18 protein-coding genes and 3 tRNA genes are annotated in these 21,523 nt (G+C 70.8%); 16 read left to right on the top strand and 5 right to left on the bottom strand.

Features of this window, described 5'->3' with window-relative positions; translation table 11 throughout:
• From tatC to LPC08_RS08965, 11 genes are all read left to right on the top strand, one after another.
• Window positions 1–786, top strand: coding sequence for a twin-arginine translocase subunit TatC (tatC, locus tag LPC08_RS09015; RefSeq protein ID WP_230452359.1), 786 nt, complete (start codon window positions 1–3; stop codon window positions 784–786).
• A gap of 7 nt (window positions 787–793) precedes the next feature.
• Window positions 794–2,068, top strand: a complete 1,275-nt coding sequence (gene serS / locus LPC08_RS09010; protein WP_230452358.1) for a serine--tRNA ligase — start codon at window positions 794–796, stop codon at window positions 2,066–2,068.
• A gap of 95 nt (window positions 2,069–2,163) precedes the next feature.
• Window positions 2,164–2,237 (top strand) — tRNA-Pro (locus LPC08_RS09005).
• Between the two features lie 37 nt (window positions 2,238–2,274).
• Window positions 2,275–2,586, top strand: coding sequence for an ETC complex I subunit (locus LPC08_RS09000; protein ID WP_230452356.1), 312 nt, complete (start codon window positions 2,275–2,277; stop codon window positions 2,584–2,586).
• Between the two features lie 71 nt (window positions 2,587–2,657).
• A tRNA-Arg gene (locus LPC08_RS08995) sits at window positions 2,658–2,734 on the top strand.
• Window positions 2,735–2,875: 141 nt separating this feature from the next.
• Window positions 2,876–2,952: transfer RNA gene (locus LPC08_RS08990), tRNA-Pro, on the top strand.
• 356 nt (window positions 2,953–3,308) lie between these two features.
• Window positions 3,309–4,085 (top strand): ABC transporter ATP-binding protein, encoded by a 777-nt coding sequence (locus LPC08_RS08985; protein ID WP_230452355.1) that lies wholly within the window; start codon window positions 3,309–3,311, stop codon window positions 4,083–4,085.
• Window positions 4,086–4,098: 13 nt separating this feature from the next.
• Window positions 4,099–4,824, top strand: coding sequence for an ABC transporter ATP-binding protein (locus LPC08_RS08980; RefSeq protein WP_230452353.1), 726 nt, complete (start codon window positions 4,099–4,101; stop codon window positions 4,822–4,824).
• A gap of 16 nt (window positions 4,825–4,840) precedes the next feature.
• A complete protein-coding gene (locus tag LPC08_RS08975) occupies window positions 4,841–6,079 on the top strand; it encodes an ABC transporter substrate-binding protein (protein ID WP_230452351.1) in 1,239 nt (412 codons plus the stop codon).
• A gap of 116 nt (window positions 6,080–6,195) precedes the next feature.
• Entirely contained in the window at window positions 6,196–7,080 is an 885-nt protein-coding gene (locus LPC08_RS08970; RefSeq protein ID WP_230452350.1) for a branched-chain amino acid ABC transporter permease, read from the top strand.
• A gap of 5 nt (window positions 7,081–7,085) precedes the next feature.
• Window positions 7,086–8,072: a branched-chain amino acid ABC transporter permease gene (locus tag LPC08_RS08965; protein ID WP_230452349.1), complete on the top strand. Its 987-nt coding sequence runs from the start codon at window positions 7,086–7,088 to the stop codon at window positions 8,070–8,072.
• A 24-nt stretch (window positions 8,073–8,096) separates the two neighbouring features.
• On the opposite strand, the gene LPC08_RS08960 is transcribed toward LPC08_RS08965, so the two are convergent.
• Entirely contained in the window at window positions 8,097–10,040 is a 1,944-nt protein-coding gene (locus tag LPC08_RS08960; RefSeq protein WP_230452348.1) for a tetratricopeptide repeat protein, read from the bottom strand.
• Between the two features lie 157 nt (window positions 10,041–10,197).
• Between LPC08_RS08960 and LPC08_RS08955 the strand changes: the two genes are divergently transcribed.
• Window positions 10,198–11,952, top strand: a complete 1,755-nt coding sequence (locus LPC08_RS08955; RefSeq protein ID WP_230452347.1) for a M10 family metallopeptidase — start codon at window positions 10,198–10,200, stop codon at window positions 11,950–11,952.
• A 66-nt stretch (window positions 11,953–12,018) separates the two neighbouring features.
• On the opposite strand, the gene LPC08_RS08950 is transcribed toward LPC08_RS08955, so the two are convergent.
• Window positions 12,019–13,086: a histone deacetylase family protein gene (locus tag LPC08_RS08950; protein WP_370643322.1), complete on the bottom strand. Its 1,068-nt coding sequence runs from the start codon at window positions 13,084–13,086 to the stop codon at window positions 12,019–12,021.
• Window positions 13,087–13,222: 136 nt separating this feature from the next.
• Between LPC08_RS08950 and LPC08_RS08945 the strand changes: the two genes are divergently transcribed.
• From LPC08_RS08945 to LPC08_RS08930, 4 genes are all read left to right on the top strand, one after another.
• Window positions 13,223–14,512, top strand: a complete 1,290-nt coding sequence (locus LPC08_RS08945) for an ArgE/DapE family deacylase (protein ID WP_230452346.1) — start codon at window positions 13,223–13,225, stop codon at window positions 14,510–14,512.
• Window positions 14,509–15,750 (top strand): Zn-dependent hydrolase, encoded by a 1,242-nt coding sequence (locus LPC08_RS08940; protein WP_230452345.1) that lies wholly within the window; start codon window positions 14,509–14,511, stop codon window positions 15,748–15,750. The genes LPC08_RS08945 and LPC08_RS08940 overlap by 4 nt, the downstream gene beginning before the upstream one ends.
• Before the next feature lie 5 nt (window positions 15,751–15,755).
• Entirely contained in the window at window positions 15,756–17,246 is a 1,491-nt protein-coding gene (locus LPC08_RS08935) for a M81 family metallopeptidase (RefSeq protein WP_230452344.1), read from the top strand.
• Between the two features lie 151 nt (window positions 17,247–17,397).
• Complete coding sequence (locus LPC08_RS08930; RefSeq protein WP_230452343.1) at window positions 17,398–17,946, top strand: hypothetical protein; 549 nt, start codon at window positions 17,398–17,400, stop codon at window positions 17,944–17,946.
• A 50-nt stretch (window positions 17,947–17,996) separates the two neighbouring features.
• Here the strand turns inward: LPC08_RS08930 and LPC08_RS08925 are convergent, their stop codons facing one another.
• From LPC08_RS08925 to LPC08_RS08915, 3 genes are read right to left on the bottom strand one after another with little or no spacing between them, the layout of a single operon-like run.
• Window positions 17,997–18,437: an NUDIX hydrolase gene (locus tag LPC08_RS08925; RefSeq protein ID WP_230452342.1), complete on the bottom strand. Its 441-nt coding sequence runs from the start codon at window positions 18,435–18,437 to the stop codon at window positions 17,997–17,999.
• Complete coding sequence (locus LPC08_RS08920) at window positions 18,434–19,528, bottom strand: DUF4340 domain-containing protein (RefSeq protein ID WP_230452341.1); 1,095 nt, start codon at window positions 19,526–19,528, stop codon at window positions 18,434–18,436. Before LPC08_RS08920 ends, LPC08_RS08925 begins: the two co-directional genes overlap by 4 nt.
• A gap of 10 nt (window positions 19,529–19,538) precedes the next feature.
• Entirely contained in the window at window positions 19,539–21,521 is a 1,983-nt protein-coding gene (locus LPC08_RS08915) for a GldG family protein (RefSeq protein ID WP_230452340.1), read from the bottom strand.
• Window positions 21,522–21,523 lie beyond the last annotated feature (2 nt).

Raw genomic sequence — 21,523 nt, 5'->3', positions numbered from 1 at the left:
GTGCCCCGCGATCCGGACGATACGATCGACGACAAGCCCATGCCGTTGATCGACCACCTGCTGGAGCTGCGCACGCGGCTCCTGTGGTCCCTTGGCGCCTTCGTCATCACCTTCGCGATCTGCTACTACTTCTCCACGCAGATCTACGGCTTCCTCGCCCGCCCGCTGGCCGACGTGCTGCAGCACCAGGGCGCGGGCGACCGGCGGATGATCTTCACGGCGCTGTACGAGGCCTTCTTCACCTACCTGAAGGTGGCCTTCTTCGGCGCGGTCTTCTTCAGCTTCCCGATGTGGGCGACGCAGCTCTGGCTGTTCATCGCGCCGGGCCTGTACCGGTCCGAGAAGAAGGCGATCACGCCCTTCCTCGTCGCCTCGCCCGTCCTGTTCATCATGGGCGCGGCGCTGGCCTACTACTTCATCTTCCCGCTGGCCTGGAAGTTCTTCATCTCCTTCGAGAGCCCCGGCGCGGCCGGCGGCCTGCCGGTGCAGCTGGAGGCCAAGGTCAGCGAGTACCTGTCGCTGGTCATGCACATGATCCTGGCCTTCGGCATCGCCTTCCAGCTTCCGGTGGCGCTGACGCTGATGGCCAAGGTCGGCATCGTCAGCGTGGCCGGGCTGAAGAAGGGCCGCCGCTACGCCATCGTCGGCATGTTCGTGGCGGCGGCCGTGCTGACGCCGCCGGATGTGATCAGCCAGGTCGGCCTCGCCGTGCCCCTGATCCTGCTCTACGAGCTCTCCATCATCGCCGCCGGTTGGGTCGCCCCGAAGCCGCCCGAGCAGAAGTAGACCACCGATGCACGACATCCGCGCGGTCCGGAACGATCCGGCCGGTTTCGACGCCGCCATGGCGCGGCGCGGCCTTGCCCCGGTGGCGGAACGGCTGATCGCGCTGGATTCGGCGCGCCGCGCCGCCATTGCCGCTGGCGAATCGGCCCAGGCGGAGCGCAAGGCGAAGTCCCGCGAGGTCGGCCAGCTCAAGAAGGAGGGCCGGCACGCCGAGGCCGAGGCGCTGATCGCCGCGCTGAACGCGGGCGAGGCGAAGGGGCTGGCCGATGCCGGCGCGGCCGAGGCGGCGCTGACCGCGGCGCTGGAGGTCCTGCCCAACATCCTCGACGCGGACGTCCCCGATGGGCCGGACGAGACGGCGAACGTCGTGCTGCACCAGCACGGCGCGCCCCCCAACTTCGCCTTCGCCCCGAAGCAGCACTTCGAGCTGGGCGAGGCGCTGGGGCTGATGGACTTCGCCGCCGCCGCCAAGCTGGCCGGCGCGCGCTTCACCGTGCTGCGTGGCGCGCTGGCGCGGCTGGAGCGGGCGCTGGGGCAGTGGATGATCGCGCTGCACGCGGACGAGCACGGCTATGCCGAGACCTCCGTCCCGCTGCTGGTCAACGACGCGACCATGTACGGCACCGGCCAGCTGCCGAAGTTCAGCGAGGACCTGTTCCGCACCACCGACGGGCGCTGGCTGATCCCGACCGCCGAGGTGCCGCTGACCAACCTGGCGCGCGACGAGATCCTGGCCGAGGCGACCCTGCCGGTGCGGATGACGGCGCTGACCCCCTCCTTCCGCTCCGAGGCAGGCTCCGCCGGGCGCGACACGCGCGGCATGCTGCGCCAGCACCAGTTCTGGAAGGCGGAGCTGGTGAGCATCACCCGGCCGGAGGACTCGGCCGAGGAGCACGAGCGCATGACCCGCTGCGCCGAGCGGGTGCTGACGGAGCTGGGGCTGGTCTGGCGCCGGGTGCTGCTGTGCTCCGGCGACACGGGCTTCGCCTCGACCAAGACCTACGACCTGGAGGTCTGGCTGCCGGGGCAGGGGGCCTGGCGGGAGATCTCCTCCTGCTCCAACTGCCACGACTTCCAGGCCCGGCGGATGGCCGCGCGCTACCGGCCGCGGGAGGGCAAGGGGACGGGTTTCGTCCATACCCTCAACGGTTCCGGCGTGGCGGTGGGGCGGGCGCTGATCGCCGTGCTGGAGACGCACCAGCAGGAGGACGGCTCCATCCGCATCCCCGAGGCGCTGCGGCCCTGGATGGGCGGGATGGAGGCGATCGTCGCGCCGGGCTGATCCGGCGCCGGTGCCGATGGGCGGCGGCGGGTGGACAGCGGCGGGATCCGCCCATAGGGTCCGGGCCGTCGGCCCCTCCCGCGGGGCTGCCACGTCGGGGCGTAGCTCAGCCTGGTAGAGCATAGCGTTTGGGACGCTAGGGCCGGAGGTTCGAATCCTCTCGCCCCGATATTCCACCGTGACGGTGCAGGGAACGAGCGAGCGCGATGGCCAAGGCCCGAATCTACAACCCCGGCAAGAGTGCCATGCAGTCGGGCCAGGCGCTGACCGATGACTGGGTGCTGGAGTTCGCCCCCGAGCAGCCCAAGCGGATCGACCCGCTGACCGGCTGGTACGGCTCGGCCGACATGAACCAACAGCTCACCTTCCGCTTCAGCTCGGAGGATGCGGCGGTCGATTACGCCAGGCGGCAGGGCTGGGACTATGAGGTCGAGCCGCGGCGCCAGGTCCCGCCGATCCGGCCGAAATCCTATTCCGACAACTTCCGCGCCGGCCGCCGCGAGAACTGGACGCACTGATCCGCCACGCGGATCGCGGGTCCCTCTCGGCAGGCGGCCCGTTCCGCCCTATTTTGTAACGGCTCGTCCACGCGCCCTTAGCTCAACTGGACAGAGCAACCGGCTTCTACCCGGTTGGTTGGGGGTTCGAGTCCCTCAGGGCGCGCCACGCCCCATGCCCATGGCCCGGACGCCTCCCGTGCCGCTCTCCCGTCTCGCCGCCAATGACGGCCGCGCAGAGGACGACCGGGGTAAATGACGGCCGGGCAGGGTTGAGGCTTCCGCGGTCGGGTGCTAGACGCCGCGTCGTCGGAGCGTAGCGCAGCCTGGTAGCGCATCAGTCTGGGGGACTGGGGGTCGTGGGTTCGAATCCCGCCGCTCCGACCATTCCCGGTCCGGGACCCGGGTCCCTGCACCACCGGCCAGCCCTCTCCTCCAGGGCGATGGCCCCGCTCCCTCAAGTCAGGCCGGTCACGGCGACAGGCCGGGGCACACCCCCGAGAAGCCCAAACGCCACGGCGCCCACCGCCTTCCGGCGCAGGCTGCGCGGTACCCCTGGCCGCTCGCAGGAGTAGCAGGCGCGGGCCCCTGCCATGGCTGGTCCGGCGGGGTTGACATTTTCGCTACCGCGCCATCCGACCGTTTGATTCTAGGACATATTTCCGCGCTTGCAGTCCGGCTGGTCTGCGGGCAACGTCTCATGGAACAAAACAACTCACAGGTCTTTGGGAGGCCTTGTCCAGGTGACCGAGTACGTCCTGGAGACATCCGGGTTGACGAAGGAGTTCCGCGGCTTCGTCGCGGTGTCCGACGTCGCCTTGCGCGTGCGGCGCGGCAGCATCCACGGCCTCATCGGTCCCAACGGGGCCGGCAAGACCACCTGCTTCAACCTGCTGACCAAGTTCCTGCAGCCGACGCGCGGCACCATCCGCTACGACGGCAAGGACATCACCCGGACCGCCCCGGCCGAGGTGGCGCGGCTGGGCCTGGTGCGCTCCTTCCAGATCTCCGCCGTCTTCCCGCACCTGACGGTGCTGGAGAACGTGCGCGTGGCGCTGCAACGCCAGCGCGGCGGGTCCTACGACTTCTGGCGCAGCGAATCCGTGCTCTCCACCTATGACGAGCGCGCGCGGGAGCTGCTGGCCGATGTCGGGCTCAGCGGCTACGCCGGTGCCGCCGCCGGGTCGCTGCCCTATGGGCGCAAGCGGGCGCTGGAGATCGCGACCACCCTCGCGCTCGATCCGCAGGTGATGCTGCTGGACGAGCCCACGGCCGGCATGACCCATGAGGACGTGGACCGCGTCGTGGCGCTGGTGCGCCGCGTCGCGGCGGGCCGCACCGTGCTGATGGTCGAGCACAACCTGAAGGTCGTGGAAGGGCTGTGCGACCGCATCACCGTGCTGACGCGCGGCAAGGTCCTGGCCGAGGGCCCCTATGCCGAGGTGTCGCGTAACCCGGAGGTGGTGGCGGCCTATCTCGGCACGGATCCGACCATCGCGGGGGCCACGGCGCATGCTTGACCAGGCGCAACCGATGGCGCCGCCCGCCGGCGCGGCGGGGAATGCCCTGCTGCGCATCCAGGGACTCCAGGCCTGGTACGGCGAGAGCCACGTCCTGCACGGCGTCGACATCGAGGTGCGCAAGGGCGAGGTGGTGACGCTGCTGGGCCGCAACGGCGCCGGCAAGACCTCCACGCTGCGCTCCATCATGGGGCTGGTGGGGCGGCGCGCCGGCTCGATCCGCTTCGAGGGCAAGGAGACGGTCGGCCTGCGCCCGGACGAGATCGCCCGCGCCGGCATCGGCTACTGCCCCGAGGAGCGCGGCATCTTCGCGAGTCTGGACGTCACCGAGAACCTGATGTTGCCGCCCGTGGTGCGGCCCGGCGGGCTGGACCTGCCGACCATCTACGCGCTGTTCCCGAACCTGAAGGAGCGGGCGAACAGCCCGGGCACGAAGCTGTCGGGCGGCGAGCAGCAGATGCTGGCCATCGCGCGAATCCTGCGCACCGGCGCGCCGCTGCTGCTGCTCGACGAGCCGACCGAGGGGCTGGCACCGGTGATCGTGCAGCAGATCGGCGCCACCATCCGCGAGATCAAGAAACGCGGTTTCACCGTGCTGCTGGTGGAGCAGAACTTCCGCTTCGCCCAGACCGTGGCCGACCGTCACTACGTGATGGAGCATGGCCAGGTGGTCGACACGCTGCGCAACGACGAGCTGGCCGGGGACAACAGCCGGCTGCACCAGTGGCTTGGTGTCTGAGAGGGAAACGACTGGGATGACGATGAATCGACGCACGTTGCTCGGCGCCGCCGCAGCCGTTCCCGCCTTCGGGGCTCTGCCTTACGCGACCGCCCGGGCACAGGCCGCGAACACGCTGAAGCTCGGCGTGCTAACGGACATGTCCGGTCCTTATCGCGACGGCTCCGGCCCCGGCTCCTATGCCGCGGTGCGCCAGGCGGTGCAGGATTCCGGCCTGCTCGCGCGCGGCTTCAACATCGAGGTCGTCCAGGGCGACCACCAGAACAAGCCGGACGTCGCCAGCAACCTCGCCCGCCAGTGGATCGACCGCGACGGCGTGGACGTCATCATCGACGTCGCCACCTCCTCCTGCGCCCTCGCCGTGAACGGTGTGGTGAAGGAGAAGAACAAGATCATGCTGAACTCGACGGGCGCGACGGCGGACCTGACGGGTCCGGCCTGCACGCCCAACACCATCCACTGGACCTACGACACCTACATGCTCGCCAAGTCCACCGGCGGGGCGATGGTGAAGGCAGGCGGCGATTCGTGGTTCTTCATCACCGCCGACTACGCCTTCGGCCATGCGCTGGAGCGCGACACGGGCAATCTGGTGAAGGCGCAGGGCGGCAAGGTGCTGGGCTCCACCCGGCATCCCTTCCCGGGCACCACGGACTTCTCCTCCTTCCTGCTCCAGGCGCAGCAGTCCCGGGCGAAGGTGGTGGGGCTGGCCAATGCCGGCACGGACACGATCAACAGCGTGAAGCAGGCGGCGGAGTTCGGGCTGACGCGGCGGCAGAAGCTGGCCGTGCTGCTGTTCATCGTCACCGACGTGCATAGCCTCGGGCTGCAGACGGCGCAGGGGCTGGTGCTGAGCGAGACCTACTACTGGGACCTGAACGACCGCACCCGCAACCTGGCCAACAAGTACAAGGGCGCCATGGGCGGGGCGATGCCGACCATGTGGCAGGCCGGCTGCTACAGCGCGGCCCTGCACTACCTGAAGGCCGCGGCGGAGATGGGCGCGGCCCAGGCCAAGGCGAGCGGCGCCGAGACGGTGGTGAAGATGAAGGCCATGCCGACCGACGACGACGCCTTCGGCCCCGGCTCCATCCGGCAGGACGGGCGGAAGATCCACCCCGCCTACCTGTTCGAGGTGAAGACCCCCGCCGAGAGCAAGGGTCCCTGGGACTACTACAAGCTGGTGCAGACCACCCCGGCCGAGGAGGCTTGGCGCCCCCTCTCCGAGGGCGGCTGCCCCCTCGTCCGCGCCTGAGACCGGGCCTGGGCGGCGCGCCGGGGGCGGGACCGCCGACGGCGTGACGCCGCCCGCCGGCGGAATGGATGTAGCGTTCCGGGGGGCCGGCGGGCTCCCCGCAGAAGAGGCGTCCGATGGAAGACTTCCTGTTCCAGCTTGAGCTGGGCCTGCCTCAGGTCGTCCTGGGCCTGGTGAACGGCGCCTTCTACGCGCTGCTCTCGCTGGGGCTGGCGGTGATCTTCGGCATGCTGAACGTCATCAACTTCGCCCATGGCGCCCAGTTCATGATGGGCGCCTTCGTGGCCTGGATGCTGCTGAACTGGCTGGGCATCGGGTACTGGGGGGCGCTGATCCTGGCGCCGCTGATCGTGGGCGCCTTCGGCATCGTCATCGAGCGATTGCTGATCCGCCGGCTGGCGGGGCTCGACCACCTCTACGGGCTGCTGCTGACCTTCGGGCTGGCGCTGATCATCGAGGGGCTGTTCCGCAACCAGTTCGGCTCCTCCGGCCTGCCCTACTCGCCGCCGGCGGCGCTGACCGGGGCGCCGGTCGACCTGGGCTTCATGCTGCTGCCGAAGTACCGCGTCTGGGTGGTGGTGGCGTCCCTCATCGTCTCGCTGGCCGTCTGGCTGGTGATCGAGAAGACGCGCCTCGGCTCCTACCTGCGCGCGGCCACCGAGAACGCGCCGATGGTACAGGCCTTCGGCATCAACGTACCGCTGATGGTGACGCTGACCTACGCGGCCGGCGTGGCGCTGGCGGGGCTGGCGGGGGTGCTGGCGGCGCCGATCTATTCGGTGAACCCGCAGATGGGCAGCAACCTGATCATCGTGGTCTTCGCCGTGGTGGTGATCGGCGGCATGGGCTCCATCCTGGGCTCGGTGCTGACCGGCTTCGCCCTGGGGCTGGTGGAGGGGCTGACCAAGGTCTTCTACCCCGAGGCCGCGGCGACGGTGATCTTCGTCATCATGGCCATCGTGCTGCTGACGCGGCCGGCCGGCCTGTTCGGGAGGGCGTGAGCGTCATGTCCGCATCCACGGCCGTCCCCGGCTCCGGCGACAAGGTCGAGCTGCCCGGCCTGCTGGGCTTCACCCGGGCGCAGGGGGTGGCGCTGCTGGTGCTGCTGGCGCTGCTGGTGGTCGGTCCTTTCGTGCTCTACCCCGTCTTCCTGATGAAGGTGCTGTGCTTCGCGCTCTTCGCCTGCGCCTTCAACCTGCTGATCGGCTATGTCGGGCTGCTCTCCTTCGGCCATGCGATGTTCTTCGGCATGGGCGGCTACGTCACCGCCCACGCGGCCAAGGAATGGGGGCTGACGCCGGAGATCGCCATCCTGGCCGGCACGGCGGTCGGCGCCTTGCTTGGCGTGGTGGCGGGCTGGATCGCGATCCGGCGCCAGGGCATCTACTTCGCCATGGTCACCCTGGCCCTGTCGCAGATGGTGTATTTCTTCTGCCTCCAGGCGCCCTTCACCCATGGCGAGGACGGCATCCAGTCCGTGCCGCGCGGCCGGCTGCTGGGGGTGGTCGACCTCGGCCCCGACATGGCGATGTACTGGGTGGTGGCGGCGGTCTTCCTGATCGGCTTCCTGCTGATCCACCGCACCGTCCATTCGCCGTTCGGCCAGGTGATGAAGGCAATCCGCGAGAACGAGCCGCGCGCCACCTCGCTCGGCTACCGCACGGACGACTACAAGCTGGTGGCCTTCATCATCTCCGCGGCGCTCGCGGGGGCCGCGGGGGGCACCAAGGCGCTGGTCTTCGGCATCGCGACGCTGACCGACGTCCACTGGACCATGAGCGGCGAGGTGGTGCTGATGACGCTGCTCGGCGGTCTGGGCACGCTGTTCGGGCCGGTGGTCGGGGCGGCGGTGATCGTGTCCATGCAGAACTACCTGGCGCAGTTCGGCGCCTGGGTGACGGTGATCCAGGGCGCGATCTTCGTCGCCTGCGTCATCGCCTTCCGCGCCGGCATCGTGGGCGAGGTGGGCAAGCTGCTGAAGGTCAGGCTCTGACGCCGACGACCTGACGGCGGCGGCTCAGGGCAGGCGCCGGGGAAGACCCTCCAGCGCCTGCCGGACCCGGTCGAGCACGCCTGCCCAGTCGCCGGGGGCGGCCTGGCGGAAAATCCGCAGCGAGGGGTACCAGGGACTGTCCTCCCGCCCGCGCAGCCAGCGCCAGCAGTGGTCGGCACGGTCGAGCAGCCAGACCGGCCGCCCCATTGCGCCGGCAAGGTGGATGACGGCCGTGTCGACGCCGATCACCAGATCCAGGTTCTGCACCAGCGCCGCCGTCTCGGCGAAATCCTGCAGGTCACCGCTGGGGTCCAGCATCTCCAGCGCGGGCCGATGGCCGGCTGGGCCCTTCTGCAGCGATACGAAGCGCAGCCCTGGCACCCCGCCGAGGCGTTCCGGCAGGCCGGGCGCCAGCGAGCGTCGGCGATCGGCCGCCATGGCCGGGTTGCCGGCCCAGACCAGCCCGATCCGCGGCCCGGGCGGCAGGGCGGCCAGGCGTTCCGCCCAGGCGGCGACGCGGGCCGGATCGGGGCACAGGTAGGGGGCAGGCGGAATCGCCGCCTCCGTCCACTGGGCCAGTCGATGCGGCAGGCTCATCAACGGCAGATGCAGGTCGAAGCGGGGCAGGGGGCTGCCCCGCGCCAGCACCCGTCCCATGCCCGGCTGGTCGGCCAGCAGCGGGATCAAGGGCGGCGGCACCTCCAGCAGGATCTCGCCCCCCGACCTCGCCACCCATGGCACGAAGCGGCAGAACTGCAACGTATCCCCCAGGCCCTGCTCGGCATGCAGCAGCAGCGTCCGGCCGGCCAGCGGGCTGCCGTCCCAGATCGGGGCGTGCAGCTCACGCCGCTCGCGGCACAGGGGGGACGCATGCCAGCGCGCCTCGTGCGCGGTCCAACCCTCCCGGAAGCGGCCCTGCTGCAACAGGAGGAAGCCGAGGTTCGTCTCGGCCTCGCCATAGCCCGGCCGGAGCCGCAGCGCCTCGCGCAGCAGCGCCTCCGCCTCGCTGTCTCGCCCGAGGTCGCGCGACAGCGCCCCCAGCGAGTTCAGGACCTCCGCCGATCCCGGCCGCCGGCGCAGCGCCTCGCGTAGGGCGGGCTCCGCCTCGCCGAAGCGTCCCAGCGTCGCCAGGGTGATGCCGAGGCCCAGCCAAGCGTCGGGGTGTTCGGGATGGCCGTCCAGGACCTCCCGGTAGAGCATCGCGGCCGGTTCGGTCCGGCCTGCCTCCGCCAGCGCCCCGGCCAGCTCGATACGGATGTCCGCATCGGCCGGTGCCAGACGCAACGCGTCGCGCAGGATCGCCTCCGCCTCGGCGGGCCGCCCCTGCCGCCGGGCCAGCCGTCCGAGCGCCAGGCGCGGTTCCGGCCCTTGTGGCCATTGCCGGCAGGCGAGGAGAAGCGGAGCGCCCGCTTCCTGCACCCGCCCGTGGTCGAGGAGCAGGAGGCCGAGGTTCAGTCCGGCCCGCGCGTGTCCGGGCGCGAGGCGCAGCGCGGTCCGGAAGGCGGCCTCCGCCTCCACGTCGCGCCCCTGCGCCAGCAGCGCCAGCCCCAGGTTGCTCGCCGCATCGGCATAGCCGGGTTGAAGCCGGAGTGCCCGGCGCAGGGCCTCCTCCGCCTCCTGCGGACGCCCGGTCTCGAGCAGTAGGTTCCCGAGATTGCCGAAGGCATCGGCGGAGCCGGGGGCAAGGCGGCATGCTGCACGCAGCTCGGCCTCCGCCTCGGGACGGGCGCCCTGGATTGCAAGGAGCGTCCCGAGCAGCCGATGCGCCTCCGCGGCCTCCGGCCGCCGGCGGCAAACCTCCCGCAGCAGCGGCTCCGCGGCCACGAGATCGCCGGCGCGCAGACGGTCGAGAGCGAGGGGGAGAAGGTCGCCACGCGCCTCTCGCGCGTCACGCGGCACGGGTGCCGCGGCGGGCGTTGGCGAGACCGGCTGACCGGGCCGACCCATCATGATGATGCGTCGGGTCATGTCGTAGTGTGTGTCTTCTCGCGCACAACCGAGATCGTTTCGTATCCGCAGAATGGACCGAGCATGACGCCGAATTTACCAATTCGTCGCCATCACAAGAAGGTTCCGAGGCCAGGAATCCGGGTGGCTCCCACACGGCTGTCCAAGGAGAAGATCATTGGCTCTCACCGCCGTCGAAGCACCATCAGGCAATCCCTTCGTCGATTTCCTCCTGCAGAACGGGCGCCACTACGTCAACGCGCCCAACGAGGATAGCAGCCCGAACACCGATCCGTTCAACATCAACTACTTCTTCGACACCCGCGTCACGGCGTCTGCGCCCCAGGGCTATACGTGGCGCCCCTTCGAGAAGCAGGCTTTCGCCTCCGCCATTCAGAACTGGGCGAACGTCGCGAACATCACCTTCACCGAAGTCTTCACTGCCCAGGACGCGCTGTTCCGCGAGCGCCTGATGGACCAGGCCACGGCCGGCGGCACCGTCTCCGCCTCGCACAGCCTCCCCTCCGCCAACCCGAACGCCCAGTCCCAGGGCAACTACAATTTCGAGGCGGTGAACGTCCGGCAATGGACGCCGGACCAGCTCGAGCCCGGCGGCAACTTCTACCGCACCTTCATGCACGAGATCGGGCACGGGCTGGGGCTGAAGCACCCGCACGACCCGGGTTCCGCCGCCTACATCGCCAACAACTACTTCCCCGGCGTCGACCCGACCCAGACCAGCGCCGAGCGCCAGCGCGACCTGGGCTTCCTCGAGCTGAACCACATGTTCGGCTCGGTGATGTCCTACATCCATGGCTACGAATTCGACGAGAACGGCCACATCCAGATGGTGCCGACCCGGCAGCGGCCGGTGGCGGATGACTACTTCCTCGACCACGGCTTCGCCGCCACCCCGATGGCCTACGACATCGCGGCCATCCAGTACATGTACGGTGCGAACATGACCTTCCGCACCGAGAACAATGTCTATCTGCTGCCCGACAGCAACGACCCGCGTCCCTTCGTGCGGGGCGAGGAGAACGAGGCGGGCGTGCCGGAGGGCATCGTCTACCAGCCCGATGCCGCCTACTGGGAGAGCATCTGGGATGCGGGCGGCGTCGACGAGCTGCGCTATGACGGGGCCCGCAACGCCATCCTGGACCTGACGGCGGCGACGCTGGACGCGACGGTGACCAGCCGTGGCGTGCTCAGCTACGCGGCCTTCATCGGCGGCGGCTATACCATCGCCAACGGCGTGGTGATCGAGAATGCCACCGGTGGTTCGGGCAACGACCTGATCACCGGCAACACCGCGGACAACGTGCTGCTCGGCCGCGACGGCAACGACACCCTCAAGGGCGCGGGCGGCAACGACACGATCGACGGCGGCGCGGGCACCGACACGATCGTCTTCTCGGACCTGTTCGCGAAGCACTCGGCCAGTCAGTTCGGCGCCTGGCTGGAGGTGACGGACGTCAACGGCGGAACCTCCCGGATCACCAACGTCGAGAGTCTGATGTTCACCGGCTTGACGTTGGATGTCGCCAGCCTGGTGAACGACGGCGACACCTTCGTGGACAGCTTCTACTACTTCGCGCGGCACCCGGACGTGCTGGAGGCCGGGGTGAGCGCGGTGGACCACTACTACGCCTTCGGCGCGAACGAGCGCCGCGATCCGAATGCCTTCTTCGACAGCTCCTACTACCTGGAGACCTATGGCGACGTGGCCGCCGAGGGCATGAATCCGCTGCAGCACTATGCCATCTTCGGTGGCCAGGAGGGGCGTAACACCTCCGCCTCCTTCAGCACCCGGGCCTATCTGGAGGCGAACCCCGACGTGGCCGCCGCCGGGATGAACGCCCTGACGCATTATCTGGAGTTCGGCCGCAACGAAGGCCGGGCCGCCTACGCGGCAGACACGCTCATCGCCTGACGCATGGCCGGGGAGGGGGTAACCCCTCCCCGGACGCCGGCGCCCGCTGCCGCCCGAGGGCGGCTGTCAGCCGCCCCAGCCGCCGAGGAATCGCTCCAGCAACCGACCGAGCTGGTCCACGGCGTAGCCACCCTCCTGGATGATGGCGGCCGGCCGGCCCAGCCCGGCCAGCCGCTCGCCGGCCCGGGCGAAGCCGTCCTCCGTCACCGCCAACGCTGCCAGCGGCTCGTGCTCCGACGCGTCGAAGCCCAGCGACACCACCAGCGCGTCGGGCGCGAAGCCGCGCACCGTCTCCAGCCCGGCATCGAGCGCGGCCAGCCAGCCCTCGTCGCCGGTGCCGAAGGGCAGGGGAAGGTTGCGGTTGCGGCCCTCGCCCGCGCCGGCCCCCGTCTCCCCGGCATGGCCGACGTACCAGGGGTAGTAGCGGTTCGGGTCGGCATGCAGCGAGACGGTCAGCACATCGCCCCGGTCCCAGAAGAGGCCCTGGGTGCCGTTGCCGTGGTGGCTGTCGATGTCCACCACCGCCACCCGCTTCGCCCCGGCGTCGCGCAGCGCCTGCGCAGCCAGGGCGGCGTTGTTGACGTAGCAGTGCCCGCCGGCCCGCGCGGCATAGGCATGGTGCCCTGGCGGGCGGCAGAGCGCATAGGCGGTGCCGCCCTGGGCCGCGACGCCCGCCGCGGCCAGGGCGCAGCCGGCGGCGGCCAGCGACGCCTCCCAGGTGCCCGGCCCGATCGGGCAGGCGGTGTCGGCCGTGTACCAGCCGACCTGCCCGACGATGGTGCCGGGGCGCTGCCCGCCCTGGGCCAGCATCTCCGGCGAGGGGTGGATGTTCGCCACCGCCTCCGGCCCCGCCCCGGGCAGCGCCGCCCATTCGGCCGCGACGCGGCGCAGGAAGTCCAGGTAGTCCGGGGCATGGACCGCGGCGAGGGCGGCCGGGTCGGGCAGGGCCGGCACCTCGGGCACCAGGCCGAGGCGGGCCAGCCCTTCGCGCAGCGCCGTGGCGCGGGCGGGGACCTCGAAATTCGGGCGCACCGCCCCGCGCATGAGGAAGAAGCGCGGCGCGTGCCGCTGGTCGTCGGGATGGGCGAAGCTGCGCATGGGCCGAAGGTTGGACCCGTCCGCGCGCCGCGTCATCCGCCCCTTCCCCCATCCGGCCCGGTCTTGTCGCGCCGCGAAGCCCGCCTGTAGCCTGCCGCACGACCGGGACGCCGCCCGCCCGCCCCACCGGCGGCAGGCCGGCGCGCGTCCCGTGCATGGGCAAGGACGACGGATGACACTCGACCCCGGCGCGCGGCGCGCGATCCTCGATGCGGTGACGGCGCTGGAGGGGGAGGCGGTCGGGACGCTGTTCGGCCTGGTGCGGCACGCCTCCGTGCTGGGGCAAGAGGCGTCCGTGCTGGACGCCATGGCGGAGCACTACGCCGCGCTGGGGCTGGAGCCGCGCCGCATCCCCACCGTGCCGGAGCGGCTGCGCGACCATCCCGGCTTCTCGCCGCCGCTCATCTCCTACGAGGGCCGCGACAACGTCGCCGCGATCCACGCCCCGCGCGAGCGCAAGGGCCGCAGCCTGGTGCTCCAGGGCCATGTGGACGTGGTGCCGGAGGGCGCGCTGGAGGAATGGACGACGCCGCCCTACGAGCCCGCGCTCCGCGGCGGCCGAATCTATGGCCGCGGCGCGGGGGACATGAAGGCGGGCATCGTCTCCTACCTGATGGCCTTCAAGGCGCTGAAGCTCGCCGGCCTCCAGCCCGCCGCCGAGGTGCAGATGCAGGCGGTGATCGAGGAGGAGTGCAGCGGCAACGGCGCGCTGGCGACGATGCTGGCCATGCCGAAGGCCGAGGCCGTCATCATCCCCGAGCCCGGCCCCGGCCTGCCCGCCATCTACGCCGCCGAGGTGGGCGTGATCTGGGCCTGGGTCACGGTCACCGGCCGCCCGAGCCATGTGCGCGACATGCAGGCGGGGGTGAACGCGATCGAGGCCGCCATGGCCGTCGCCGCCGCCTTCAAGCGCTATGAGTCGGAGGCCAACCGCGCCGAGCACGTCCACCCCGCCTATCACGGGGTGAACCACCCGGTGAACGTGAACCTCGGCACGGTCGAGGGCGGGGAGTGGAACTCCTCCGTCGCCAGCAAGGCGCGGATCGGGCTGCGCGTCGGCATCATGCTCGGCCGCACCGCGCGCGAGGTGAAGGCGGAGATCGAGGCGCTGGTCGCCGAGGCCGCCGCCGACGAGCGCCTGCGCGGCGCCAAGGTGAGGCTGGAGTTCAAGGGCTTCATGGCCGATCCCTGCCGCTTCGACCTGGACAGCGACATCGCCGTGCTGGCGCAGCGCAGCTTCGCCGAGGTGACGGGCGGCGCGCTGCGCCACTACCCGGCGACCGGGCTGACGGACGGGCGGTTCTTCACGCTCTACCAGGACACGCCCGTCGCCTGCTTCGGTCCCGACGCGCAGGAGATCCACGGCATCGACGAGAGCGTGGGCGTCGAGAGCCTGCACGCCATCACCCGCACCATCGCGCTCACCATGGCGGAATGGTGCGGGGTGGAGCGCGCGGCATGAGCGGCAACCTCCCGCTCTGCGGCACGCGGCTGTGGGATTCGCTGATGGAGATGGCACGGATCGGCGCCACGGCGAAGGGCGGCTGCAACCGCCAGGCGCTGAGCCCCGAGGATGGCGAGGGCCGCGCCCTGCTGAAGCGCTGGGCGCACGAGATCGGCCTGTCGCTCAGCTTCGACCGGGTCGGCAACATGGTGCTGCTGCGCGAGGGCCTGGAGCCGGACCGCCCGCCGGTCGCCATCGGCTCGCACCTCGACACCCAGCCCACGGGCGGGAAGTTCGACGGGGTGCTGGGCGTGCTGGCCGGGCTGGAGGTGATGCGCGCGCTGCACGAATCCGGCACGCGCACCCTGGCGCCCCTGGTGCTGGTCAACTGGACCAACGAGGAGGGAGCGCGCTTCTCGCCGCCGATGATGGGCAGCGGCGTGGCCATGGGCCTGCTGGACGAGGCGACGGTGCTCGCCACCCGGGACGCGGCCGGGGTCAGCTTCCGCGACGCGCTGTGGTCCGTCGGCTGGACCGGGGGTGAGGACCCGGCGGAGCTGCAGGGGCTCGGCGCCTATCTGGAGCTGCATATCGAGCAGGGGCCGGAGCTGGAGAAGCGCGGGCTGGAGGTCGGCATCGTCACCCATGCCCTCGCCCAGGAATGGCTGGACGTCACCGTGCGCGGCGAGGACGCCCATGCCGGCTCCGCCATGGCCTTCCGCCACGACGCCATGGCGGCGGCGGCGCGGCTGGTCTCGGTGGTCGAGGAGGTGGCGTTGACGGCGGGCGGCGACGGGCGCGGCACGGTCGGCCGGCTGCGCGTGACGCCGGACAGCCGCAACGTCGTGCCCTCCGAGGTCTGGTTCAGCGTGGACCTGCGCCATGGCGACCCGGAGCGCCTGGCCCGGATGGTGGCGGCCTTCCGCGAGCGGGCGGCGGAGATCGGCGCGCAGCGCGGGGTGAGCGTGGCGGTGGAGCCGCACTGGTCCTCGCCGCTGGTGCCCTTCGACCCGGCGCTGGTCGCCCGGCTGCGGGAGGCGGCGCAGGCGAATGGCTGCCGCTTCCAGGAGATGCCGACCGGCATCGGGCACGATGCCGTCTATGTCGCGCGGAAGGTTCCCACGGCGATGCTCTTCGTGCCCTGCCATGGCGGGATCAGCCACAACGAGGCGGAGAGCATCACGCCGGAATGGGCCGAGGCGGGGCTGCGCGTCCTGGCCGGGGCGGTGCTGGCCACGGCCGGCGTGGAGGGGTGAGCGGCATGCGCATCGCCATCGGCGGCTTCCAGCACGAGAGCCATTCCTTCGCCCCGCGCCCGACCGGCTGGCAGGAGTTCCTGCATCCCGGTGGCTGGCCGGCGCTGCAACGGCCGGCGACCCTGCTCGCGGCCATCCGCCCCACCGCCGTCCCCGCCGCCGGGGCCATCGCCGTGGCGGAGCGGGAGGGAGTCACGCTCGCCCCGCTGACCTGGTGCATGGCCAACCCCGCCGGGCCGGTGACGGAGGAGGCCTTCGAGCGCATCGCCGCGCTGATGGTCGCGGACCTCCAGGCGGCGCTGGACGAGGGGAAGCTGGACGGGATCTATCTGGAGCTGCACGGCGCCGCGCTGGCGGACGGCTTCCCGGATGCCGAGGGCGAGCTGCTGCGCCGCATCCGCGCCGTGGTGGGCCCCGGAATGCCGATCGCCGCCAGCCTGGACCCGCACTGCAACCTGACCGCCGCGATGGTGGCGCGGGCGGATGTGCTGGTGCCCTACCGCACCTATCCGCATGTGGACATGCGCTGGGCCGGCGGGCACGCGATGGAGCTGTTGGTCGCGCGCATCCGGCGCGGGGCGCCCTGGGCGCGGGCCTTCCGGCAGATCGACTACTGGATGCCGCTGCCGGCGCAATGCACCCTCGTCCCGCCCATGGCCGATGCCTATGCCGAGCGGGGGCGCCTCGCCGCCGCGCCGGGGGTGGTGGAGCTGGCCTTCTGCTTCGGCTTTCCCTACGCCGACTTCGCCGATTGCGGTGCGGCCATCGCCTGCTACGCCGAGGACCAGGCGGCCGCCGATGCGGGGGCGGAGGCGCTGCTCGGCTGGTTCGTCGCGCACGAGACGGAGTTCCGCCTCGACGTGCTGCCGGCCGCCGAGGGCGTGGCGGAGGCGAAGCGCCTCGCCGCCACGGCCGCGAAGCCGGTGGTGCTGGCGGATACCCAGGACAATCCGGGCGGCGGCGGCCATGGCGACACCACCGGGCTGCTGGCCGAGCTGGTGCGGCAGGGGGCCGCGGCCACGCTGGGGATCATCAACGACGCGGAGAGCGCGAGCGCCTGCCACGCCGCCGGGGTGGGCGCGCGCCTGCATCTCTCGCTGGGCGGCAAGAGCGACGGCGTGCCCTTCGCGGGGGAGGTGGAGGTGCTGCGCCTGTCCGACGGGCGCTTCACCTGCACCGGGCCGATGGGGAAGGGGAACCCGGCCGACCTGGGCCCCTCGGCGCTGGTGGCGATCGGGGCGGTGAAGGTGGTGGTGGTGAGCCGGAAGATGCAGGCCTACGACCAGGCGCTGTTCCGGCACCTGGGCGTGGAGCCTGCGGAGGAGCCGATCCTGGCGCTGAAGAGCAGCGTCCATTTCCGGGCGGACTTCCAGCCGATCGCGGAGCGGGTGCTGGTGGTGGCGGCGCCGGGACCGGTGGTGGCGGACCCGGCGGTGCTGGAGTTCCGGAACGTGCGGGAGGGGGTGCGGAAGCGGCCAGGAGAAGTTACAAGATAAGGAAATTCTCCTTCCATTTTTTCCCGTTATCCAAAAGAGTAAGATGATGAGCGAATTACTCAGCGTTCTTAGTCTTATCATATCGTCACTTGCATTGGTGACATCCATCGTTACAGCATGGCTCACCCTTCTGCGAAGAGGGCGTGTAAGGATGACCAAACCGACAACTATATATTTCGGGCCAGATGGAGGGGAGCTTCGAGAATCAAAGAATAAAATATACCTCCGAACATTATTGTATACCACAGGCAAACGCGGCAGAATTATCGAAAACATGTTTGTTCGAATAAAGCATAGAGAAACCGCTCAAAACTTCAGTGTTTGGGTGCATGGTGACACAAATCTAGTTCGAGGGAGTGGCTTATATGTTCCCGAGACCGGAGTTCTCGCAAACCACCATTTTTTGCTTCAAGGGCAACAGGAGTCTTTTAATTTTAGCCACGGTATTTACAGTGTAGAAATTTACGTGACCTACATGGGTCAACGGAAATCCTATCTTTTAATGCAGATACAGTTAAACCTAACAATAGAACTTGCGCATGAACTCAAAAAAATGGACGGTAAAGGAGTGTATTTCGACTGGAGCCCAGACAATCAAACTTATTATTCGCATTCGAAATCCCCGCCTCCTAAACCAAAACTTCCAGTTTTTCTGCTTGATTCAGCACTTTCGGATGACAAAGAAATAAATGCTTCTTAAGAAACATCGTGTTACTGCTTAAGCTATGACGGAGTGACTGCAAACCTAATTCAGATCATTGACTTTCGCCTTGTTCTAGCCATCACGATCGCCCGCACCGCCTCCTCCCACAACCCTAGCGTCGCCCACTCCTCCGGGATGAAGAATCGCGCCTCGGTCACGTCCCCACCCGGTCGGGGCTCGCCCGACACCCATTCCGCGCAGAAATCCAGGATCGTGTAGTGGAACCGCGCTCGCCCGGCCTCGTCCCGGGTGATCGCGTCCACCACCACGGCAACGGCGAGTGGCCCGACCTCCACGCCCGCCTCCTCGCGCAGCTCGCGGCGCGCGGTGTCCTCCGCGGTCTCGCCCAGCTCCTGGGCCCCGCCCGGGATGGACCACTCCCCCATCCGGGGCGGCTTCCCCCGGCGCACCAGCAGCACTTCCTCGCCTCGGAAGACGATGCAGCCGATGCCGATCCAGGGCCGGTCCGGATACTCGCGCGACGTCACCGCGCGGGCGGGGCGGCAGGAGCCTCCACCGCCGGCCCTCCGGGCAGGCCGGGCACCGCCCCCGGCGGGGGCGCGTTCCGCTCGCGCGCCTTCAGATCCTCCAGCCGCGGCGCGAAGGCCTTCTCCTTCCAGGCGCCGAGCTGATAGGCCCAGCCGCGCCAACGCGCGTTCAGCCGCGCCGCCTCGTCGTCGCCGGCCGCCGCCAGCCGCACCCAGACGGCCTCGCCCTCGCGGCTGGTGCGCACGGTGACGGCCAGGTTGTCCGTCAGGGTGAAGACCGCCTCGCCCACCGCCTCGCCGCCCAGCTCCGCCTCGCGCTTCACGTCCTGGAAGGTCAGGAACTCGAAGCCGCGTCCGATCTCGTCCAGCGCGATCTCGTCGGCGGGCGGCGCGTCGGCGGGGGAGACGATGCGCAGCGTCTCGCCCTCGCGCGCCAGCTCCAGCCGCGCCTCGCCCCGGGTGACGGCGACGCGCTGCACCCGCTCGCGCGGGAGGTTGGCCAGGTCGCGGTCGATCCAGAGCTGCGGGTCGGTGTCCAGCGGCAGCCGCCCCTCCGCCAGCCAGGCCTGGGTCTCGGCCGGGCGGCGGACATAGATGCTCTCCGGCACGTCGCCCTGGGTGCGGACGCGCCGGCGCCCGGTCACCAGCTCCACGATCGGCGCGCCGGCCGCGTCCAGCACGCGCAGCAGGATGGAGGTCGCCCCCGGCCGCGCCGGGTCCTCCAGGCCGAGCTGGTCCAGCAGCTCCGGGTTGGCGGTGCGGCGCTCGGTCAGGCGCAGCTCGGTCAGCCCGACCAGCATCTCCCGCACCCGCTCGCCCCGCGCCGGGTAGCCGGATTTCGCCGGCAGCAGCCAGGTCTCGCCCGCGACGGGCGTGCCGGGCTGGGCGCCCTGGCGCTCCAGCACCAGGGTCGCGTCCGCGCGCCGGATCTCGATGCGCGAGGCGCCGGCCAGGCGCTGCGCCAGCCCCGGGAAGGCGAGCTGCGCGGCGGAGGGCGGCGGGGGCGGGGCCTCCCGCGGGGTCAGCAGGACGGCGCCGCCCACCGCGGCGGCGGCCGCGACGCCCAGCCCGACCAGGGTGCGACGTCTCATGCTCGCCTCCTCACGCCCGGGCGGCGGCGCGGCGCCGCTGCCGCACCACCGCGAGCCCGATGGCGAAGACCGTCAGCAGCAGCGGCACGGCGGCGATGTTGGCGATGCGCAGCCAGCGCTCCAGCCCCTCGATGTCGCGCCGCAGCTCCAGCTGCACGGCGCGGAGCTGGCGGCGCGTGGCCACGATCTCGTCGCGCGCGCGGTCGATCTCGGCGCGCTGCTCCGGGGTGATGACCGTCTGCGCCGTGGCGCCGGTTGCCCCAGGCCCCTGCGGCGTGCCCTGGCGCAGCTCGCGCAGGCGGCGCTCCGTCGCCTCCAGCCGCTGGGTCAGCTCGCGCTCCGTCTGGCGGTACTGCGCCTCCGCCCGGCCGCGCATGTCCTCCACCAGGTCGAAGGGGCGCAGGGATTCGCCGCGCGAGCGCAGCGAGATCAGCGAATCCCCGCCCGCCAGCGTGTCGGTCAGGTTGGAGAGCAGCGCGCCGTTGTCGCTGAAGGGGGTCGCCACCTGCTGGCCGAAGAAATCCTGGGTGCGGACCCAGAAGCGGTCCTCCAGCACGTCGCTGTCGTTGATGACGACGAGGTTGGCCGGGCCGGCGGTGCGGGCGATATGCGCCGGGAAGCCCTCCGGCCGCGTCGTGCCCTCGGCGACGGGCGGCGGCCCGTCCGGGAAGGCGCTGGCCAGCATCCCGCGCACCCGGGCGGCGAGGACGTGGTGCTGCCCGTCCGGGCGGAACTCGGCGAGCAGGCGGGCGGGGTCGGGATTCTCCCGCACCCGGGCGGCGTCCACCAGCATGGCGCGGTCGCTGCTGGTCACCAGCGGCGTCAGCTCGATGGCCGCACCCGGCTTGGCGGAGACCTCGCCGGCCGAGGCGAAGGTCACCTGGTTCAGCTCGGCCGTCGCCACGTCCTGGCGGTTCAGGCCGTCGGCCTGGGCGTTGAACCAGGCGAGGTAGTCCACCGCCTGCACCCGGTCGTTCGGCCCGGCGCGCACGCGCCACGCCCCACGCTGGTCCGCCACCACCCGCTCGGAGGGGGCGACGATGCCCCAGGCATCGAACAGGCGGCCGAGGGAGGAGGCGGTGCTGGCCGGCGGCTGGCCGGTGGGGGAGGGGCGGGAGGCCTGCCCCTCGCTGTGCGGGTCGGTCAGGGCGAGCAGCTTGCCGCCGCGCATGACGAACTGGTCGATGGCGTAGAGGGTCGCGTCGGACAGGCCCTGGGGGTGGGCCACGATCAGCACCTGGATGGCCGGGTCGATCGCCTGCGCGTCCAGCGCCACGTCGCGGATGGAGAAGAACTGCCGCAGCTGGTTCATGGCCGCGAAGGGCTGCCCGGCGCCGGGGATGCGCATCATCATCGCGCGCGGGTCGCCGTTCAGCGGCAGGGGGGAGAGCACGCCGACCACCGGGCGCGTCGGGTTGGACAGCTCGTAGACCAGCCGGGTCAGGTCGTATTCGAGGAAGCGCTCGCGGTCCGGCTGGAAGAAGGGGATGGTGCGCTCCGCATCCACCTGGTTCACGCCCGCGAGGCCGAAATAGACCTGCTCGCCATTCTGGTCGACCGGCACGCCCTGGAGGCCATAGGCCAGCGCCCGGTCCTCCGTCTCGCTGAACGGCTCGGGGTCCAGCACCTCCAGGCGCAGCCTGCCGTTGGAGAGCGCCACGTACTCGGCCAGCATCTCCCGCACCCGGTCGGCATAGGCGCCGAAGACGGGCACGGTCGCGCCCAGGCGGCGGGAGTAGAAGAGCCGCAGGGTGATCGGGTCGGAGAGGTTGCCCAGCACCTGCCGGGTGCCGTCGCTCAGCGTGTAGAGGTGCTGCTGGGTCAGGTCGAGCCGGGCGCGCGGCAGCAGCCGGTCGGCCATGAGGTTGAGCCCGACCGCCAGGGCGCCGGCGGCGAGGAGGGCGGCGGCCGAGAGCCAGAAGCGGCGCGGGGCGGGCTTGGGCGCGGCCGGCGGCGAAGCCGGTTGAGGCGAAGGCAGGGTCGCGTCGCTCACGG

Origin of the sequence: Roseomonas sp. OT10 (genome assembly GCF_020991085.1) — a bacterium.
In the GTDB taxonomy this organism is placed as follows: Bacteria; Pseudomonadota; Alphaproteobacteria; order Acetobacterales; family Acetobacteraceae; genus Roseomonas; species Roseomonas cutis.
This window is presented reverse-complemented; position numbering and strand designations above follow the sequence as displayed.

Coding starts and splice junctions, on each gene's coding strand:
- serS (WP_230452358.1), top strand. CDS start 794: ATGCACGACATCCGCGCGGTCCGGAACGATCCGGCCGGTTTCGACGCC.
- LPC08_RS09000 (WP_230452356.1), top strand. CDS start 2,275: ATGGCCAAGGCCCGAATCTACAACCCCGGCAAGAGTGCCATGCAGTCG.
- LPC08_RS08980 (WP_230452353.1), top strand. CDS start 4,099: ATGGCGCCGCCCGCCGGCGCGGCGGGGAATGCCCTGCTGCGCATCCAG.
- LPC08_RS08975 (WP_230452351.1), top strand. CDS start 4,841: ATGACGATGAATCGACGCACGTTGCTCGGCGCCGCCGCAGCCGTTCCC.
- LPC08_RS08970 (WP_230452350.1), top strand. CDS start 6,196: ATGGAAGACTTCCTGTTCCAGCTTGAGCTGGGCCTGCCTCAGGTCGTC.
- LPC08_RS08965 (WP_230452349.1), top strand. CDS start 7,086: ATGTCCGCATCCACGGCCGTCCCCGGCTCCGGCGACAAGGTCGAGCTG.
- LPC08_RS08960 (WP_230452348.1), bottom strand. CDS start 10,040: ATGACCCGACGCATCATCATGATGGGTCGGCCCGGTCAGCCGGTCTCG.
- LPC08_RS08950 (WP_370643322.1), bottom strand. CDS start 13,086: ATGACGCGGCGCGCGGACGGGTCCAACCTTCGGCCCATGCGCAGCTTC.
- LPC08_RS08945 (WP_230452346.1), top strand. CDS start 13,223: ATGACACTCGACCCCGGCGCGCGGCGCGCGATCCTCGATGCGGTGACG.
- LPC08_RS08940 (WP_230452345.1), top strand. CDS start 14,509: ATGAGCGGCAACCTCCCGCTCTGCGGCACGCGGCTGTGGGATTCGCTG.
- LPC08_RS08935 (WP_230452344.1), top strand. CDS start 15,756: ATGCGCATCGCCATCGGCGGCTTCCAGCACGAGAGCCATTCCTTCGCC.
- LPC08_RS08930 (WP_230452343.1), top strand. CDS start 17,398: ATGACCAAACCGACAACTATATATTTCGGGCCAGATGGAGGGGAGCTT.
- LPC08_RS08920 (WP_230452341.1), bottom strand. CDS start 19,528: ATGAGACGTCGCACCCTGGTCGGGCTGGGCGTCGCGGCCGCCGCCGCG.